13 protein-coding genes and 1 pseudogene are annotated in these 19,441 nt (G+C 29.9%); 5 read left to right on the forward strand and 9 right to left on the reverse strand.

Annotation, left to right across the window (positions count from 1 at the left end; translation table 4 throughout):
* Nucleotide 1: 1 nt before the first annotated feature.
* Entirely contained in the window at nt 2-967 is a 966-nt protein-coding gene (locus tag KQ878_RS01250) for a phosphate acyltransferase (protein ID WP_216505308.1), read from the reverse strand.
* Nucleotides 968-1,488: 521 nt separating this feature from the next.
* Between KQ878_RS01250 and KQ878_RS01255 the strand changes: the two genes are divergently transcribed.
* From KQ878_RS01255 to KQ878_RS01275, 5 genes and pseudogenes are all read left to right on the forward strand, one after another.
* Entirely contained in the window at nt 1,489-1,686 is a 198-nt protein-coding gene (locus KQ878_RS01255; protein WP_171111435.1) for a hypothetical protein, read from the forward strand.
* Nucleotides 1,687-1,691: 5 nt separating this feature from the next.
* Complete coding sequence (locus tag KQ878_RS01260) at nt 1,692-2,423, forward strand: 2-oxo acid dehydrogenase subunit E2 (RefSeq protein ID WP_216567782.1); 732 nt, start codon at nt 1,692-1,694, stop codon at nt 2,421-2,423.
* 2 nt (nt 2,424-2,425) lie between these two features.
* Nucleotides 2,426-2,656 (forward strand): annotated as a pseudogene (locus tag KQ878_RS01265) (biotin/lipoyl-containing protein); the annotation flags it as partial.
* A 153-nt stretch (nt 2,657-2,809) separates the two neighbouring features.
* On the forward strand, nt 2,810-10,819 hold the full coding sequence (locus tag KQ878_RS01270) for an ABC transporter permease (RefSeq protein WP_216567783.1): 8,010 nt from the start codon (nt 2,810-2,812) through the stop codon (nt 10,817-10,819).
* Nucleotides 10,819-11,793: an ABC transporter ATP-binding protein gene (locus KQ878_RS01275; protein ID WP_216505312.1), complete on the forward strand. Its 975-nt coding sequence runs from the start codon at nt 10,819-10,821 to the stop codon at nt 11,791-11,793. The genes KQ878_RS01270 and KQ878_RS01275 overlap by 1 nt, the downstream gene beginning before the upstream one ends.
* 52 nt (nt 11,794-11,845) lie before the next feature.
* On the opposite strand, the gene KQ878_RS01280 is transcribed toward KQ878_RS01275, so the two are convergent.
* The 8 genes from KQ878_RS01280 to KQ878_RS01315 form a co-directional block, all read right to left on the reverse strand.
* Nucleotides 11,846-12,409, reverse strand: a complete 564-nt coding sequence (locus tag KQ878_RS01280; RefSeq protein WP_216505313.1) for a cytochrome b family protein — start codon at nt 12,407-12,409, stop codon at nt 11,846-11,848.
* 12 nt (nt 12,410-12,421) lie between these two features.
* Nucleotides 12,422-13,282 (reverse strand): ribosome biogenesis GTPase YlqF, encoded by an 861-nt coding sequence (gene ylqF, locus KQ878_RS01285; protein WP_216505314.1) that lies wholly within the window; start codon nt 13,280-13,282, stop codon nt 12,422-12,424.
* On the reverse strand, nt 13,282-13,518 hold the full coding sequence (locus KQ878_RS01290) for an MAG0865 family DivIVA-related protein (protein WP_216505315.1): 237 nt from the start codon (nt 13,516-13,518) through the stop codon (nt 13,282-13,284). Before KQ878_RS01290 ends, ylqF begins: the two co-directional genes overlap by 1 nt.
* Entirely contained in the window at nt 13,511-14,227 is a 717-nt protein-coding gene (locus tag KQ878_RS01295; RefSeq protein WP_216567784.1) for a TrmH family RNA methyltransferase, read from the reverse strand. Before KQ878_RS01295 ends, KQ878_RS01290 begins: the two co-directional genes overlap by 8 nt.
* The gene (locus KQ878_RS01300) at nt 14,211-14,750 is read right to left on the reverse strand and encodes a tRNA (cytidine(34)-2'-O)-methyltransferase (RefSeq protein WP_216505317.1); all 540 of its coding nucleotides are present in this window, start codon (nt 14,748-14,750) and stop codon (nt 14,211-14,213) included. The genes KQ878_RS01295 and KQ878_RS01300 overlap by 17 nt, the downstream gene beginning before the upstream one ends.
* Nucleotides 14,751-14,806: 56 nt before the next feature.
* Nucleotides 14,807-16,315: a trigger factor gene (tig, locus tag KQ878_RS01305; protein WP_216505318.1), complete on the reverse strand. Its 1,509-nt coding sequence runs from the start codon at nt 16,313-16,315 to the stop codon at nt 14,807-14,809.
* 137 nt (nt 16,316-16,452) lie between these two features.
* A complete protein-coding gene (locus KQ878_RS01310) occupies nt 16,453-17,721 on the reverse strand; it encodes an HAD family acid phosphatase (protein ID WP_216567785.1) in 1,269 nt (422 codons plus the stop codon).
* Nucleotides 17,722-17,903: 182 nt separating this feature from the next.
* The gene (locus tag KQ878_RS01315; RefSeq protein WP_216567786.1) at nt 17,904-19,265 is read right to left on the reverse strand and encodes an HAD family acid phosphatase; all 1,362 of its coding nucleotides are present in this window, start codon (nt 19,263-19,265) and stop codon (nt 17,904-17,906) included.
* Nucleotides 19,266-19,441 lie beyond the last annotated feature (176 nt).

The following is a 19,441-nucleotide window of genomic DNA, read 5'->3' on the forward strand; positions in this document are numbered from 1 at the left end:
ATTATAAAAATTCATATCCTTTCAAAATTGTTATTGATGTTACATCGATAACATCTTGAACAGTGGCTCCACGGCTAAAGTCATTTATTGCCCCATTAACTCCAACCATGATTGCACCAACAGCACCGTATCCACCCATACGTTGAGCAATTTTGCATCCAATATTGCAACTTTCTAGGTTCGGGAATACGAATACTCCAGCAGGCTCTTGAGGGGCAGTAGGAAATTTCTTACCTCTAACATTTAAGTCATATGCTGAGTCAAATTGCATTTCCCCGGGAATTACATTTAAGCCTTTTTTAACAGCCATTGCAACCGCTTCTCTTACCAAGTCTGGATTTTCACCTTTACCAGAGCCGTTTGTTGAGTATGTTAAGAATCCTGCTAGTGGATTCATATCCATTGATTTTGCAAAATCAATAGCATTTGCGGCTAAATCTACCAATTGATTAACATCAGGTTTTTGCACTGTGGAAGGGTCTGTGAATATAATTTTTTCTTCTCCTTTATGCATTACGATTACTGATGACATTGTTTTGATGCCTGGTTTTGGTCCCACACATTTAAATGCTGCTCTTAAGATATCTTGTGTTGAGTAAATTAAACCTCCTACAGCGCTATCGATGTCCTTATTTCTAATCATCATTGCTCCATAGTATGGACGATATGCAACTAGTTTACGACAAGTATCTAGATCTTCCTTGCCTTTTCTAATTTCTGCCATTTTTTGAGCGTATTTTTCTATTGATTCTTTTTCGTTTGATAAAACTATATTTTTTAAACCATCATTTACGATTTGTGTTTCGTCTTCTAAAAGCATAATGGGTTTTGCTAATCCGTTATTTTGTAAGAAAAGTGCTGCTTCTCTTGATCTTTTATCATCTCCATCAATAAATAATACAGATAACACTTTTTCTTGTGCTTTTCTTGTTAAAAGTGTTTGAATGTGTTCACTAAAATTTGCCATTTGTGGTTTCTCCTTCATTGAAATTTATTAATCTCTACTATATTTTAGTCTTTATGGTTAAAAAAGATAAATTTTTAAGCCTGTTTTTTTGCAACTTTTTTAATAAAAATTTTTTTTAAATTTTAAGGTGTTCCGAAAAAGCTTTATTTAAAGCATAATTCGTAAATTAAAAAAGAAAAAAAGTTCGTCTCGGAAATATGAAAAATATTATGGAAGTGATTTAAAATGATATTGTTTTCACAAAACAAGATATTTTTTTATGAAAACAGAGCAAATAATTCTAATTTTATTGTTCTTTTTATTGTGTAATTAGCAGCATTAAATTTTACGAAAACAATTCAAATATAGTCATATTAGTAAAATTTGTTAATATCATATTATTTTTTTCTATAATTTTTTTTATATTATAATTAAAACAGCAATTTAATAATTTAAATCTTGATGCATAGGTTAGTGAATTATTAATTTTGCTAAATGAATAAATTCGAATTTATAAATTTACAACCTTAAGGAGGCTTAAAATGTCAGATAAAGACAAAGAACAAGAAAGCGCCCCAGCAGTAGTTGGAATTATCAAAGTTTCAGACGAATTGCTAGATTTCTCATCTTTCAAAAAAACTAAGAAATCATGCGAAGGCCCTAAATGCGAAAGCAAAAAAGAAGGTGAATTAACACCTCGTGAAAAAGCGATTCTAGAAAGAAAAGCACAAGCTAAATAATCATTATGTCAGATATGATTCAAGCAAAAGAATTGGTAGCTAAAACAGAAGCTATCACCCCAATCCGTAAAGCAATTGCTAAGAACTTAAAACAAGTTGTTGACAATATTGCCTATTGTGCTCTAACACAAAAAACGGATGCTAGCGCATTATGAAATTTTCGTAAACAAGTAGTAGCAAGTGTTCAAGAAAAAGAAGGAGTTAAATTAACATTCCTTTCATGAATTATTAAAGCTACCGCAATCGCATTGACCGAATTCCCTGCATTTGCAGCAAAATGAGATGGAGAAAAAGGCGAAGTTTCTTATCCAAAAACAATCAACATTAATATTGCAGTCGACACACCATATGGTTTAGTTGTGCCTGTAATTAGAAATGTTGAAAAATTAAGCATTGTTGAAATCCAAAAGGAAATTGTTCGTCTAGCGCAATTAGCACAAGACAAAAAACTAACAATGAAAGACATGTCGGGAGGGAACTTTACAGTTACTAACGTAGGTTCTATGGGTGTTCTATTTGGTTCACCAATTCCTAACCTAGGACAAACTGCTATATTAGCCGTTGGTTCAATTGTTGACGGAGTTAAGGCAGATAAAAGCGGTGCATTTTCACTGATTAAAGAACTATACTTAACTATCGCAGCTGATCACCGTTGAGTAGATGGCGGAGACATGGGTCGTCTAAACAACAGAATCATGCAATTATTACAAACACCAGAATTATTAGGAGAATTATAATTATGTTTTCAATGAAATTTACAGACATCGGAGAAGGTCTACACGAAGGAAAAGTAGCCGAAGTTTTCGTTAAAGTAGGAGATTCAGTTAAAGAAGGAGACAACTTATTTTCAGTTGAAACCGATAAAATGACTTCAGAAATCCCTGCTCCAGTTACAGGTGTAATCGCTAAAGTTCTAATCGAACCAGGAAGCGAAATCACTGTTGGTGACGAAATTTTTGTTATCGAAGAAAAATAAAAATAAAAATTTAAACATTGCGAGAGCAATGTTTTTTTGTCCAATAATATTCAAATTAAGCCTCTATGGCAAAATAGTGAGTGTTTTTTTTCACACATATATTTATTTAATATTGATATAAAATATACATATACATAAAGGAGAATTATGTGAAGACTGTTTAAAGAAGTGTTTAAATCGCTAAGCAAGAACAAGGTTGTTGTTATCGGTTTAAGTATTTTGGTGTTTTTAACTTCTGCTATATTTACATTGCTTTCAAGCGTGCGGAATGTTATAGTTGGTGGTTTTGACAACTATAAAAATGTTTCAAAATTGCATGATGTATCTGTGGATTTAAACCTTCCTACCCAAGGGAGTGCATTTAATCAAGGATATTTTGTTAACGGTGAAAGTGGCGAAACACTGGCTGCAAAAGGGTTAAAACAATATCAACCGATTGTATACTATGTGGATCATGGTCCTTATTTACAATATGAAAAAATTGCTGATGAATATTTAAATAATATCAGCAACGAATTAAATTTAAATTCCGAAAAAGATTATTTGCCTTTTTCTGTTTTAGGTATAGATAATACAAATGCTCTTTACGATTACTTTTTTGCAAAAGAGGATTTATCTAAACTTTATTCTATTTATAAAGCTGAAAAAAACTCAAATATACCCCACACCGTTGAATTCAATTTAGATGATCCCAATAATGCAAAATTTACAATTAAAGACCCATCTAGAAATATACGAATTTATAAAAAAGATGGCGATAAATACTCTCAATTAACAATTAGTCACATAGTTAAACCTTCAGATACTATAAAATTTGATAAAGAGATAAAACTCGGAGAATTATTATCGCTAAAGAATATAGATAATAAATTATATGCAACACAAATTTCTAATATTTATGTTAACAGCGTTACAAAAGAGGCGACCATAGATTATGGTAAGGGAATTGACTGAATTGATGATAAAGTTGGTTTCAGAATTAAACCAAATCAAATTACAAAAGCTCTTAACTTTGCCCCTTCAATAGTCGATGGCGAAGTTAGTTCCATAATTTTTGAGCAGAAATTATCCAATTTTGACTACTCGCAAATTTTAATAAATGCTGCAACCAATAAACTTGATGAATCGTTATCATTAAAAACACAAATTCAATTAAATGCTTTCATCGATAATGAATTGACAACAAATCAGCTACAATTGCAACCCTGACCTGCAAATATTGAATTAAAAATTTCTGGTGGCTGAATAAACAAAAATGAAACTAGTACAGTGTTTTTAAGAAATCACTATTACACCTCGTATGCGGAACACGAAAATGGAAAATCTAAGTGACAAGGAGCTTTCAAAACCTATATTGATTCACTAGGAAATCCGAGAAAAGACAAAAGAAATAGTGAATGAGATTCATTAGAAACATTCTCATATTGAAAGAAACAAAAACAAAGTAAAATTACTGGCTATAAATTAGATGAAAATACACATAAATGAGTATTGGACGAAGATAAAACTTTAATTAGAAACATTGAGTTGCCGCTTAGTTCTAGTTTTAATTATACTGATTTAAATACTGTAAAACTTTGAACAAATGATTCAAGAATTTCTCCTCTGAATCAACCATATGCAATACCGATCGCTAATTCCAAAACGATTAACGATATTGAAAAAAGAAATTTATTCGGTGAAGCACAAAGAGAGTTTAACGAACTTGATGATAAACATAAATTAGATATTTTGAATAACGAAAATCAAATAAACGAAAAATATACAATCATTAATTCAAAAGCTTATGAAGCAACTAAAAAATTAATTGTTGACAGTATCAAAGAAAAAGTAGGTGCTGAAAACATTGGTTTGAGACAAACTATTACTGTTAATGGTATCAATGATGAAACAGGCAAACAAAACGTTTTTCACTTTATTAACACAGGTGATCAAAATTATGAAATTACGGGAATTAAATTAAATGTTGGTGGTTTGTTTGATGAATCAGCAAACAAAACAGCTTTAAGTAATTTAGGCACTAATTCATCAACCATATACAACTCAACGCAGCTAAACCCATATGTTTCTTCAATGTTGATTCAATCAATATTTAAAAATTTATATCCGGATCCAAATTATATTGAACCTATTTATCAATTTGCGTTGGTTAAAGATTACAATATCAATACCGGTGTTGATAGAATCTACGATAATGCAAAAATTGTTATGTTAGCTGATTATAAAAACGATAATAAAGATTATTCTAAACAAAGTACCAATTACGGTATCTTGTCAATTGCTAACAAATATAAATTAGTTGAAAGAACTAACAATACTGGATATTTTGAGGTTAAATATACAAACAATATGCCAACCGATGGCATGGATGTTGGTTTATTAAGCAAATTCCTTGATAAACATAAACTAACAATAGCTACTAATTTCATACGCACCGAAGGTGATGGATGAGTTAAAAACGACAAGGAATTTGAAAACGTTTATTATATTCCTATTTATTATTTAGCACCTAGATCACAATTAATGTATGATGTTTTATCAAATGGAAAAATTGATATTCTTGCTCAAACCATTGAAAAATATCTATTAAATTCCGACTTGGTCAAAAAACAATTTTTAACGAGTGAACAAATAATTGAAATAGCTAAAATTCTTAAAAAAGTATTAAATCAGCATAATTTTGCAGCGATTTTTGCCAACGGCAAAATGAATCAAGGAATTATGGCCGAATTAGGGTTCGACTTTATTTATGAATTAAGTCATCATGAAAACGGCGATTTATTAAAATCTATATTATTTGGTGTATTACAGCAAGTGGTTAAAGATATTAAAAGTCGTGGAAATATTTTTGAACAAAGAAAATATTTAATTAGCCAAGTAAATAATTTATTTGCAAATATTAAGACATTAACCAATTTCGATTTGAGTCAGTATATAACTGCCGAAGCTTTAGTTAATTCTTCTAAAGACCCAATTAAAGTTGTTGAATCATTTATTAAAATTGTAAATTCTATTGATTTGAAAAAAATGAGTGAGTTATCTCGCGAATGATTCAAAACAAAAAATAATCAAGTTATTAAAGACTCTGATAATATCTATTACACAACTAAGTTATCGTCTGGAACAATAATAAAATGAGTCTTTTCATCAATTAATCAAAAATATTTAAAAGAAGGCTTAACAGACTTAATTGACAATTTAGATTTAACTAAAGCCCTTAATCTTGATAATCCAAAATCCTTGTTATTTATTTTATTATCAAACTTAGCGCCTGATTTGGTAGTTCCTCTAAAACCTATAATCAATAAGATGGACTCTCGTCAAGGCAATGAGGCGTTCGATAATGTTAAGGAAGGTTTAATTAATATTATTAAAGGTGTTGATTTTAACATTTTGAATCAAGAGTTATTAAAATCAAGCAAAACAAAATTCGTTAAATATACCGAAGATGTTTTCAACTTAGAAACAGGTAAAAACGAAACCAAACAATATAATGTTGTTCTTGACGCAATTTCCCCAAAAGACGGAATAATGTCTTTCCTTAAATCTATGTTTTCATTGCAGGGCTCAAATAGAACATTTAAAGACAACTTAATAAAAATGTTCAATCTATCTGCGAAAACCAAAACAATCAAAATTTTAGATAAAACAATATTCTTGTCAGATGCTGATGAAGACAAAATTAGTTTCTTTGATTTCTTAGGTATTTTTACTTCATTATTGCAAGGAAAAGAAAATGTAATATTCAGAAATTATACTTTTGAAGTTCAACTTTATTCACTTAAAGAAGTTTTAAACAAAGCACATCCTGATGAAAAAGTTAATTTAAGTGATTTCAACATCAAAGAAATTCAATTTGTAAATAAATTTAATGTTTTCGACAAAAACTATACAAATAAAGATGCTTTAGAAAAAGTAAATAAACTAATTTTATTTATCAATCAAACTAAAGGTGGCACAAATATTTTTACTCCAGCAAATTCCAAGACAGGAGCTGATTTATTGTTTGACCTTTTAAAATTCCAAGATGGGAATACAACCTGACAATTAGTTAAATCTGCTATTGATTCTAGCGCAACCACACAAATTGACAACGAATATGCATTAGGAGCACAAACTTTTGATGTTTTTACACCTTATTTACAAATGTTTAAAAATAACGATGCTAATTTTGAACAAGCGAACATATTTGTTAAAGACTTCTTAAATTTCAGTATTAATCCTGAAGTGTTGAAATTATCACAAGCTAAATCAACTGGCGACAATATTCCTTTTGAAGAAAATCTTAATTGATATATAACCGAATATTTGCAAAACCCAGAATCTATAGATTTATTCAATCAAAATTCAAGTGGCGAATTTATCAACGAGAATGTTCGTGACTTGGTTAATCAAAATCCCCAATATAAAAAATGGATTGCGAATAATAAACAATTATTAATAAGAGAGTTGGGATTCATTGGTGCAAGCAAAAAATTCAGCTCCAATGATAATGATCAAAAAAATGGTATTTATCACCACACGATTTCTAAATTTGTTGAAAATTATTTATCAAAACATGAATTCTTTGACTACAAAGATACGATAACGGCATTGGCTGCGGCTTTAGGTCCAAATGTACCAGTTCAAGTGTTTGGTATATCTAAAGCTCTAATTAATCCTGTTTTAAGGGCAGTTTTCCCTGAAATCTCTATTACTTATCTAGCAGCACAAAAAACTCAGCCGGGCTTAATTAATGGAAACTTGCAATATTTAGTTCTTAATAAAATTAATAATTTAGAGTTATTGGTAAAAAACAATAGTGATGCGTATAATGATTTATCAAATCTATTGGATGCAACATTTGTTGATAATGACACATCGCTTGTACCGATCAATTTAGATAAAAATAAAAATCTAGTAATGGATGGACCGAGAATTAATGATTTAAAAGTTAAGTCGCAATCTATCCCTTCATTATTTGGTTTAAACATTGTCCAAATGATTCCAGAAATCATCTCTGATATTGTAGAACCTAAAGCTATTAAAGAAATAGTATTCAACTCTTCATCGAGTTTTGTTGCTAAAGCGAACTTTGCTTATCTATCTAAAAATAATAAAGAGATTTTTGATGGTGATATACCTTCAGATCCGTTAGAAATAAATAAATTTATAAACAATTTAGACAAAAAATACATTTTAGATGTGAATGGTATTAAATTCGTCATTGTAGGTCAAGAAACAACTGTGGACTATATGTACCCAATCGTTGACGAAAATAACTTGCAAGTTAATACTAAAAACCAAGCGTTAGTTTATGTTAATAAATGAGGATTTTCAAGAATTAAATTAGCTTATGCTGGAAATGTTATTAAGCAGGCATTATTAGTTAAAAACAATGGGCAGGTGTCGAACGAAGAACTTAAATCCGATATCACCGAAGTTGTTAACAAGTCAATTAGTGACTCAAATAAATTGCAAAGAGTATTCTACACAAATGAAATTGATCCAATTAACCCTGAACGTGCATTAAGATTAAATACTGTTGAGTCAGTAATTAAATTAATTTCAATTTCAACATTAGCAATCATGTCGGCATTAATGGTCGTGGTTGGTGTATCAATTATCTTTATTATCAAAAGATATATTTCAAACAAAAATAAAGTGTTGGGTATTTTGGTTGCTCAAGGTTACACCGCCACACAAATTGGTCTATCTCTAACTGTCTTTGCATTGGTAACTTCAATTATTGGAGGAGTGCTAGGATATGTTGTTGGTAATAGGCTTCAGTTATTATTGCTTAATGTTTTTTCAAGTTACTGGACCTTACCTAAAGAAACAGTAAAATTTGACTGAATAACAATGATAATTACAGTATTTGTTCCATTTATTGGAATGAGTTTATTAATTTATATTGTTTCATTAATCTCGTTGCGTTTTAAACCAAATGAATTAATCACAGGCGTTATTAATTTACCAAAAACAAAAGTTATTCAACAATACTATAAAGCAACCAAAAAAGCTAATGTAAAAGGTAGATTCTCATTTGTGTTAGCTTTCAGTAATTTTTGAAAATTAATTGCCTTTTCAGTTAGCGTAATGTTGACAAGCTCAGCAACACTATTTGGAATCGCATCGAATAATGTTTTTACCAAAACTATTGATAATACTTATCAAAACAGAAACTATAAATTTAAAATTGATATGGAAACCCCTACAATAGAGGGCGGACCATATAAGCTTTATAATGCAAATGATTTATATAAAAATATTTATACACCTATAGGTGAAAGTATTGAATCCCAAAGAGAAATACACGACTACTTTAGACCAGGTTATTCTTCGGTAATCAATAAAAATGGTAAAAACGGTATACCGTCTATAAATGATTCTCAATATGATTCACATATATTAACTCAGTTTTCAGCAGCAATAAAAGTTGATGCAGGTGTTTCAGCAGATCCTTGATTGGTTGCATACAATTCTATGCCTGACTCACAAAAGGCTAAAATTGATAAATTGAGAGATAAGGTTGGTATTACTCTTGAAAAAACTCAAGCCCAAAGCGACTTAAAATGAGTGATTGATAAAAAAACTCAAAATGTTTCATTAGTAAATAAAAATGATGAAAAAGTAAACTTCTTCAAATATTATCGCTCGCCATATGATAAGCAAGGTAATTTCACATATGCTGAGTGAGATGGCAAAGAATATCAAATGAAAACTATAACAACTGAACCTATATTGAGAAGTTCTTATAGAAACTTTTTAGTAAATGGATATAAAACTATTGAACAACGTATTAAACTTGAATCTCAAAATCCTGATTTGATAATTCGCCCTCCTAAAAATTTTGAAGAAAATTACAGCAAATATAATTATTGATTAAATGATGCTGGCCCTATTTATGGACCAACAGTAAACGATTATTTTATTAGTTTCGGTGGTGTGTATTTCAATCCAGATCATGATGAAGTTTATACTTATATTAAGTCAAATTACGATGGTAGAGACATAAAAATTTATGGCTACCAAAATAATTCTAAATACGTAAAATTGCTAAATGATAATGGTGATAATCTTTACGAAATTCTTTATAAATTCAATGATAAAAGTGTTTATCCTTTAATAATTAATGAGGTAGTAGCAAGACAAAATAATTTACGTGTAGGCAGTCAAATAAAACTTGATATCCAAAATAGCGTTTCAAGATTTAAAGAAAAAATTCTTTCTAAAATAGAAAATAAAACTATTGTAAATCAAAGTGCAACATTTAAAGTTGTAGCAATTAACCCAACGTATATTAATTCTGAATTCATAACTAGATATGATGTAGCAAATAAATTAATAGGCTTCGATGATTTAAAACTACCAGATAATTTTGTTAAATTCAATGGAGTGTTAACGAATAATGATACCCCACTTCAAGTAACTAATTCAACTGGTCTTTATTCGGTTAGTGGTTACTGATCAGGTATTGATAGTTTTGATGTATCTACAATGGCACCTGAAACAATGAAAGCAATGTTTGATCAAATATTTCATCCATCAAATGGAGTTTTATCGAAAACTCTAACACCTGATCAAATCATGAAATTCCTAGATCCCACAAAAGATAAATTTGACCAAAGTATCTATAATAATATTCGTGAACAACCCAAAGAAGCTATTAATAATTTTGCTCAAACTTATAATAATAAAATATATGTTGCGTTGTCTAGCGCTATCGATTCTAAAGATATTGAAGCTGGTTTTACCAGCCAAATCGGAAACACAATACAAACTCTAACTGTTGCTATTATTTCATTGAGTTTCATTATTTCGTTAGTAATCCTAATAATAATGTCAACGATAATGATTAGTGAAAACCAAAAAAATATCGCTATTTGATCAATACTGGGTTATGACCAAAAAGAAAAAATTAAGATGTATTTTTCAGTATATGTTCCGTTTATTCTTTTTGCTATATTGTTATCAATACCGATAGTAATGTTTGTTATGTATACATTCAACCTGTTCTTGTTATCGGTCTCATCTATAGCATTAACACTAACACTGAACCCAATACATGTTTTAACTACAACGGCACTAATATTTATGATATTCATTGTAACATCTCTAATTACATGAATTACCGTTAATAAAATGAAACCCGTCGATTTATTGAAAGGAAAATAATGGCTAAAGAAAAAAATAAAAAAAATCGTAGTATAAATAGGATTCACGAAGAAGAAAAATTATTAGATATTCAGTCACAAACTAATGAGTTTATACTTGACTCCAAAATTACGAAAGATAATATTTTTGAAGCTCTAGATTCAGTCGGAGATAAAAGAAATATAATCGTCCCTAAAAAAATGGCAAGATTCATTTCTCGTATCAGCAAAAGAAAAAGACGAAAAGATGGCGCCGAAAGCGCAATTAATTCAGGCGAGAACATTATTGAAGTAAGAGATGTTTCAAAATATTATGTTAACGGAAATGTAATTACTAAAGTTTTAAAACATGTAAATATAGAAATTAAAAAAGGTGAAATCGTTTTAATATTAGGTGTTAGTGGTGGTGGAAAATCCACGCTATTAAATCTAATTTCTGGTTTAGATAGACCTACAAGAGGCGATGTGATAATTTGCGACCAAAATCTACCATATATATCAGATAGATTAATTACAAAATTTAGACGCAAACATGTTAGTTTTATTTTCCAAAACTATAATTTGTTGGAGAATTTGAATGCATTCGACAATGTCATGACAGGTGCTTATTTACAAAATGATGAATCGCGCAAACTAGATTTAAGCGAATTATTTAAAACTTATGGAATGGAGGAAGAAATGACTAAATTTCCTCCTCAAATGTCTGGTGGGCAACAACAAAGAGTTTCTATTATGAGAGCTTTAGCAAAGAATGCTGAAATAATTTTTGCTGACGAACCAACCGGAGCCTTGGATGAACAAACCACAAGAATTGTTTTGAATTCATTATATAAAATGAATAAAGATAATGGTACCACAGTAGTTATGGTTAGCCACAATCCTACAATGTCGGCTATGGCACATAAAGTTATACATATTGTTAAGGGTGTAGTAAAAGAAGTGGAAATAAATAAAAATCCAGTTCATCCTGATGAAATTGGTTTATATAACGAATAATAAAAAAGTTCCATTTTAATATGGAGCTTTTTATTTGTTTAACAATCTAAATTTATTCTTTGTTTTCTTCGTTTATAAATTTGAATGAATTTTTATCATCATTATTATTGTCATTACTTTGAGCAACATCATTATTTACCTCTGTTATTTGAGCTTCTTCTTGTGTATTATTATTTTCTATTTTGTCACGCAATATTGACATTTCTTCTTCAGTGTCAACTGATTCAAGCAGATAACGATTAGGATATCTCACAAGACCAACTATTATTCATTTAGAAATGGTTGGTCTAACTTCCTCAGCGCTGTAGCCCTTAATAATCATATTAAGTGTCACCAATTGCATAATATTTGCGACCAGCCATCAAATTGAACCTAAAAATGCAATTACTAATAAAACAAGAGCAAAAATCTGATGTGCCGTATTATTATTTGAAGCTGGCGCAGCTGGTTTGGCAACTGATGCGTATATAAATAACCCTAGTACAAACCCAATAATAATTGTCATTAATGCCCCAGACTGTATTGATAGCTTAACTCTTGATTTCATGTGTTCGGCATTTGCCATTAGAACTTTTGTTCATGCTTCTACTTTGTCTTTGTGTTTATATTTACTCATGTGTACTCCTTATTAATCGTATGTCACGCTTTTTAATTCGCGAACTCAATTAATGAAATATTTATAGGCTCTATTAAGGTCAATCTTTCCATTAATTTTGTAACCACGATTATTTGAAATTTGCGAAAATATGTTGTGTTTTTCTACTTCACCTAGATTTTCGAATTCAGTTAGATTTATATTGAATTCAGTCAAAAATTTATCAGGGTAATACTCTGCAATTATTGATAAAAACGAGTAAGCCAAAAACATAATTGGGAATATTTTTGTTTCTATGGAACCAATCATTGCTAATTTTGTAGCTGATTTTTGATTATCTTGCTTTGGCAGTAGTATACCAGGCGTATCCATAAAATAGAAATTATCAACTGCCACCCATTGTTTATCCCTTGTAACTCCCGGATAGTTAGCAACTTTAAGAGATTTTTTTTGACTAATTAGATTTATTAATGTACTTTTGCCGGCATTGGGAACACCCAAAACAAAAGCCTTTATTTTAGAAACAAGCAAACCTTTTTCCTTGTCTCTTTTAATTTTTTCCGACATAATTTTTTGAATATTTTTAAGGATTATTCCACGACTTTTTTGTTTTCTTAAATCTAATCAAAGAATTTGAGAACCCTTAAATCTAGCTTCTATTTTTTGTTTTTTATTTTGATCCATTAAGTCGCTTTTGGTGATGATAAACAATCTAGGTTTATGTGAGGCTATTTTGTCAAAATCTTCATTATAGCTACTGATAGGACAGCGCGCGTCTAAAACAATGATAAATACATCTGCTAAAGTTGAATTTATTTTTATTTCTTTCATAGCTTTAGCCATGTGACCAGGATATCAATTTATTAAATTTTTGTGTTCGTCTGAAATTCTCATTATTTTTCCAACTTCATTAATTTTGTTTCAAATTCGGTTTTTTCTATTTGTGTTTCCAATTCTTGAATTCTATTAGTTTGTTTAGATATTGCATCATTTAAAATTTTAATTTCGGTTTCTAATTGCTCAATTAAATAAACAAAATCACTGATTATTGAATTGATTTGGTCAACAGAATATCCGTTTAATTCCCGCTTCGCTTTAGACAATTTATCTAATATTTTATCTTTATTCATTTAAACCTCCATTTGTCCTATTTAATATTATACCTGCTGCAACGGCAACATTTAAACTTTCAAATTTAATTGGAATATATATTTTTTTGTCTGCGTATTTGTATAAATTACTCGATATTCCATGTCCTTCATTGCCTAAAACAATTACTTTGTTCTGTGAAGGATATTTAACTGAATTAAAATCAACAGAATCCTCGTTTAATGAAGACATAAAGATTTTATGAGTTTTAGATAAATTTCTTAATTCGTTTTCGGCATCGTTGTAGTTTACTATATTAATCCTAAAAATAGCACCTTGAGTAGATCTTAAAATCTTAGGATTATAAGGATTGATATTAGTAAAAATTGTGTCATAACCAAACGCTATTGCCGTTCTGATTATTGTTCCAACATTTCCGGGGTCTTGCACGTTATCGCAAAAAACTATATTACTTCCAATGTTATTAAGATTTGGTTTTTTGCAAATAGCTACGCACCCTTCGGGATTTTTGGTTTGTGTTATTGAGTTAAGAACGTTTTTCGTTATTTTTGTTGAGTTTTCAAAATTGTTTTGATTTTCCAACTCTAACACTTGGATAACGGTTTCATCATTTTTTAAGGCTTCTTGAATGAAATTTTTTCCTTCAATGATAAATAAACTATTGTCCCCTTTTAATATTTTTTTAATATCTTTGATTAGTTGATTAGCAACGCTACTGATTAGTTTCATTTATATTCTCCAAAAAATCTTTGCCTTTTTGAGTTTCAAAAAAGTTCAATCCGTTAAAATTCAGATGTCTCATAATTTCGTAGCCAATTATACAAACGCAGTTCGCTAAATTTAAACTTCTCATAGCAGTAACCATTGGAATTCTTAAGCATCTATCTAAATTATCGTGAAGAATTTTTTTATCAATTCCTGTAGATTCCTTACCAAACATTACTCATATTTCTCCATCATTGTTCGCCACATTTTTGTAATCAGGTTCAGTATAAGAATGAGTACCGTATCTAGTAATGTAAAAAATCTTTTTGTTGCCATATTTTTTGAAAAAATCGTCGTATGAATTATGAACTTCGTGTTGAATATCGCTTAAAAGTCTTCCTGCTGCAGGGCGGGAAAGTTTTGATGGTAATAAGTCAAAACCTAATGGTTTGATAATGTGTAGTTTTGCGCCTAAAGCAAAACAAGTTCTTATTATGTTACCGGTATTAGGACAAATTTCAGGTTGGTATAGAACAATATTTAACATGATAAATTCCTTCCTTCTTTCGATAAAAATACTGCCTTGATTAGGCAGCAGTTTTATTATTTACTAGATTTTTTAGTTTTTTTGCTGATTCTTTTTTCAAGGTCTTCTTGTTTTTGTTCTGCATTTGCTACAGTTTCACTCATTTTAGCTGCTTTTAATTCCTCAGCTCTTTTATTTCATTCTTCAGCAATTTTAGCTGCATTTTCGTCTAATTCTTTTTCAAGTTTAGCTAATTTTTCACCGGCTTTTGGATCTTTTGCGGCTAGCAACGCCGATACGTGTTTTCTTTCTAAGATACGTTGGTTAATTTGTTCTTTATTTTGATTGTCGCTCATAAAGAATCCTGTTAGAAAGCTTGTTGGTAAACCAGTAGGCATTGAGGTTCTGTTTCCTCAGATAGTTAAGTCTTCTTCCGTAACTTCGTTACTGATACCTGTTTCTTTTAATAATTTTTGTGAAACAAGTGAGAAAGCAATTCCTGCTTTTTCTTCTTTAAATACCAATTCATTAAATTCTTGTTCTGTTTTGTCTAAAACTTTCAAGTATTCTTCAAATTTAATATTTTGTTGTTTTAATTGAGAAATAATTTGGTTACGTTTTTGTTCAACTTGGTATCAAACGAACATATCGTTAATTTTAATTTCGTTTTTATCAACAACATCTTGAACATATTTTTCAATAAATGTGTTCAAAGAAAGTTCGATTTTATTGTTTAGCAATACTCATTTAAGTACATTTTTAGCTTCGTCAAGAGTTTTAGCCGCTCCAGCTCTTAAAACATAAATATTTTCATCAGTTAATTTTGTTTCTTCCGGTCTTTTAGCTGCAACAATTTCAACTTTGAATGTTGCTTCTTTTCCAGCTAGCTTAGTTACTGGATATTCTTTAGGGAATGTAACAATAACATCACCTTTATAGCCAATTTTCTTGTCTAATAATTGTTCTTCGAATGTATCAATAAATGTCTTAGAACCCAATTTTAAATCAAAGTTTTCGGCTTGACCACCGTCAAATTCTTCACCATCAACAAAACCTTTGTAGTTCAATGTAACAGTGTCACCATTTTCGGTTTTTTGTTTTTCAGTAAGTGGCAATTGAAGTGCAGTTTCTTTTAATTTTGCTTCAATGTATTCATTGATGTCGGCATCTGTAACTTTAGGTAAGTCAAATTTAACTTTAACTGAGTCTAATTTTAAATTACTTAAATCAGTATCTAATGGGTAAGTTAATTCAATAACTGCTTCATTTTCATCTAGTTTTTCTAGATCTACACGAGGTCTAACAGCAATAACTCTATCTGATTCTTTTTTTACTTCTTCAAAAATTGAATCTAGTTTTTGTGACAAATATGTGCTCATAGCATTTTGTAAAATTTGTGCTTTTGAAACGTATTTTTCTGCAATGTTTGCTGGAACTTTACCTTTTCTAAAACCGTCAACTTTTAGGTTTTTTAGTAATTCAGCTTTTGATTTTTGTTGTAAATCTGTTCATTCTTGACCTTTAAGAACGAGTGTTTTTTTGATTTCAACTTTGTTTTCATCAATAACGATGTCTTTTTTTGCCATATTTAATCTCCTTAATATAACTTATAAATTAATATCTTAATTTTAATATAAAAATAATAATTTATGCGCAATTTCTTAAATAAGGTGTATTTTTTGTTTTCATAATATAAAAACGGGATAAACCCGTTATAAATTAATTATTTCGCTGAATCGTCTGTACTTTTTGAATAAATGTCATTTAATTCTTCTCAAAGACTACTGAATGACCCATATCCAAGACCTTTTGTTCAACTTCCATACATAGCATTTCCAGGAACTTGCAGGTTAAATTGGTGTCAAGCTAGTTTTTCTTTTTTAACCATTTTAGTCTTTTTATCAACAGTTATTTTAATACCTTCAGCTCCATTTACATCGGTAAAAATTGCTTTAATATCTTTGTTTGATTCGTCAAAGAAGAATTTATTTGTTATATCGAATTTAGCTTGTTTTTTGTATGCATCATCGTAGAAATCGCTTGCATCATCACCAATTTTCATAATAACTTTTGTTACTACTTTATCTCCAGCTCCTGTTTGTGATTTAGAAAAATCTCAACCAGCTGTATTGTCGCTAACAGCATTCATTCTTTGGTTTTTTGTTGAAACTTTTGAATTGTCTGTTTTATTTTCAAAATCATTGATAGCTTTAGCTCATGGGGCTGTTGCGAATGTACCATCTTCATTGTAAGGATTTACTCCCGAACATCAAAACATTCAATCGTGTAGATATTTAGCATCAACTCCTTCTTTAATTAAATTCTTTTTAATACCTTCAACTGAGTCTTTTAACTGTCTAATTCCCGAGTTAAACATAACGATACCGCCATTAGCATATACGTGTTTAATAAAGTTGATTGCACCAGCAACTGCTCTTCTGTTACCTTTAGCATCAACTGAGTCTTTTTTATCTTCGCTAAATCTACCATTATTTTCAGCAACCATTCAAGACTCAGTTTTTTCATTTATAAATACAGTTTCATCAACATCCATAAATACTACTGGTACACCATATCCGCTTTTAGGGTTAGAAACTACACCTGTTTCAACATTTAGCGCTGAATAGTCCATTTTATCTTCTTCTGCACGTTTCTTTAGATTGTCAAATGCTAGAGTAGCAAGAGTGTAGGCTTGTAATGATTGTAATTTTGCCTCAGCAGATCTCATATATCAAACAATAGCGCCGGTAATGCCAACACCTGAATTTAATTTACCAATGATTTGCGCTTTAGCATTTTTATCCAATTTAAGTTGCGAAACCAATTCGATTTGTTTTTCAACAGGTAATTTATTTATTTCTTCACTTAAATTTATTTTTTTAGTTGTTTTACTGTCATCCTTATTGTCATTATTATTGCATGCGGCAGCAACAATTGGGAAAGCAGATACAGCCGAAGTACCCACAAGTAACAATTTTAATTTTTTATTCATTTTATCTCCTTAAGTGTCCTTAACATATCCAAATTATGGATGGTTAAATTATACCTTTATTATTGATGAATAATTAGATATAGTAATCTCATGAAAAATAAAATAATGAGTATTGTTCTTAGAAAAATTACGAATTCAATTGAAAAATGTTTTTATACAAAAAATGGGTTTCCCCATTTAATTTATTTTGTTTCTGAAACATTATCTTTTGAGTTGTTTTTAATTTCATTAAGTAGTTTTCAAATCTTGTCATAAGTACCATAGTTAAGTCCCCTGGTTCAGCCACCATACATTGCGTTTCCAGGAACTTGAACGTTAAATTGGTGTCAGTCAACTTTATCTGTTTTAACATCCACTTTTGCGGTCTTACCTTCACCGGTCTTTGTTTTAGTTACTTTAACCCCTAGAGCCCCATTAATGTTTTCGAATAATTCTTTTAGATTTGCTTCGTAATATTCTCTGGTTTTATCCATGTTTTTAAGGTGTTTATAAGCATCGTCATAGAAGTCATTAAAGTCATCACCAATTCTCATAATTACTTTTGTTACAACTTTATCGCCGGCCTCATTTTGTGATTTTGAGAAATCTCAACCAGCTGTATTGTCATTAACAGCATTCATTCTTTCGTTTTTGCTTGTTGCTCATTGAGTTGTTTTTTCATTCTTAAATAATTCAACGGCGGTCTTTCACGGAGTTGGGTCATATTTGGTTTTTTTATCATCTAAAAATGGCTTAACCCCTGAGCATCAGAACATTCAGTCATGCACGTATTCTTTTTTAACTCCGGCATCAATTAAGTTTTTGCTGATTCCGTCAATGGCGGGTTGTAATTGTCTAATTCCTGAGTTAAACATAACGATTCCACCATTTTCAAATACATGGTTAATAAATTCGATTGCACCAGGAACGGCACGTCTTTTGCCTTTGGCGTCAACAGAGTCTTTAAAATCTTCGGCAGTAATATTTTTTTCTTTATCAACAACGCCTCAATCCATGTGTTCGTCTACAACCATTCATGATTCAACATATTCATTAACAAATACAGTTTCATCAACATCCATAAATACTACTGGTACTGATTTTCCAGTTTCAGGATTTTTTACTAATCCAGTTTTTTTATCAACCGCTTTGTAGTCCATTTTATCTGTATCAGCATATTTTTTAAGATTATCAAAAGCAATAGTTGCTAATTTGTATGCTTGAACTGCTTGTACTCTCGCTTCTGCGGATCTCATGTATCAGACAATTGCTCCTGCAATTCCAGCTCCACTATTCAATTTGTTAATTAGAGTAGCTTTTTCGTCTTTAGTTAAATCTAACTTAGAGATTAGTTCTAATTGTTCTTCCTTGTTTAATTTTTCAATTTCTTGTTTTAAACTAATATCTTTTTGTTTTGATTCATTAAGTTGTTTTTGTAAATCTTTAATTTGATTGTTTAATTTTTCAACTTCTTTATTGTCTTTATTGTTGCAGGCAGCAGCCAATGTTGGTACTGTTGTTAGTGTTGTAGCTCCAACAAGTAAAAATTTCATTTTTTTATTCATTTTGTTATATCTCCTATGATTAATTTCACATAGAAATTATACTTTATTACAATTCACTTGGAATCAATTTCACATAGAAAAACTGCTAAAAAACCCGAAATAATACTAGAGTTCATTAACTCTATTTCATATTTTTCTCACAATTTATTGATTTTTTCTGAAAATTCTATAAAAAG

Source organism: Mycoplasma zalophidermidis, assembly GCF_018913985.1.
Classification (GTDB): Bacteria; Bacillota_I; Bacilli_A; order Mycoplasmatales; family Metamycoplasmataceae; genus Mycoplasmopsis; species Mycoplasmopsis zalophidermidis.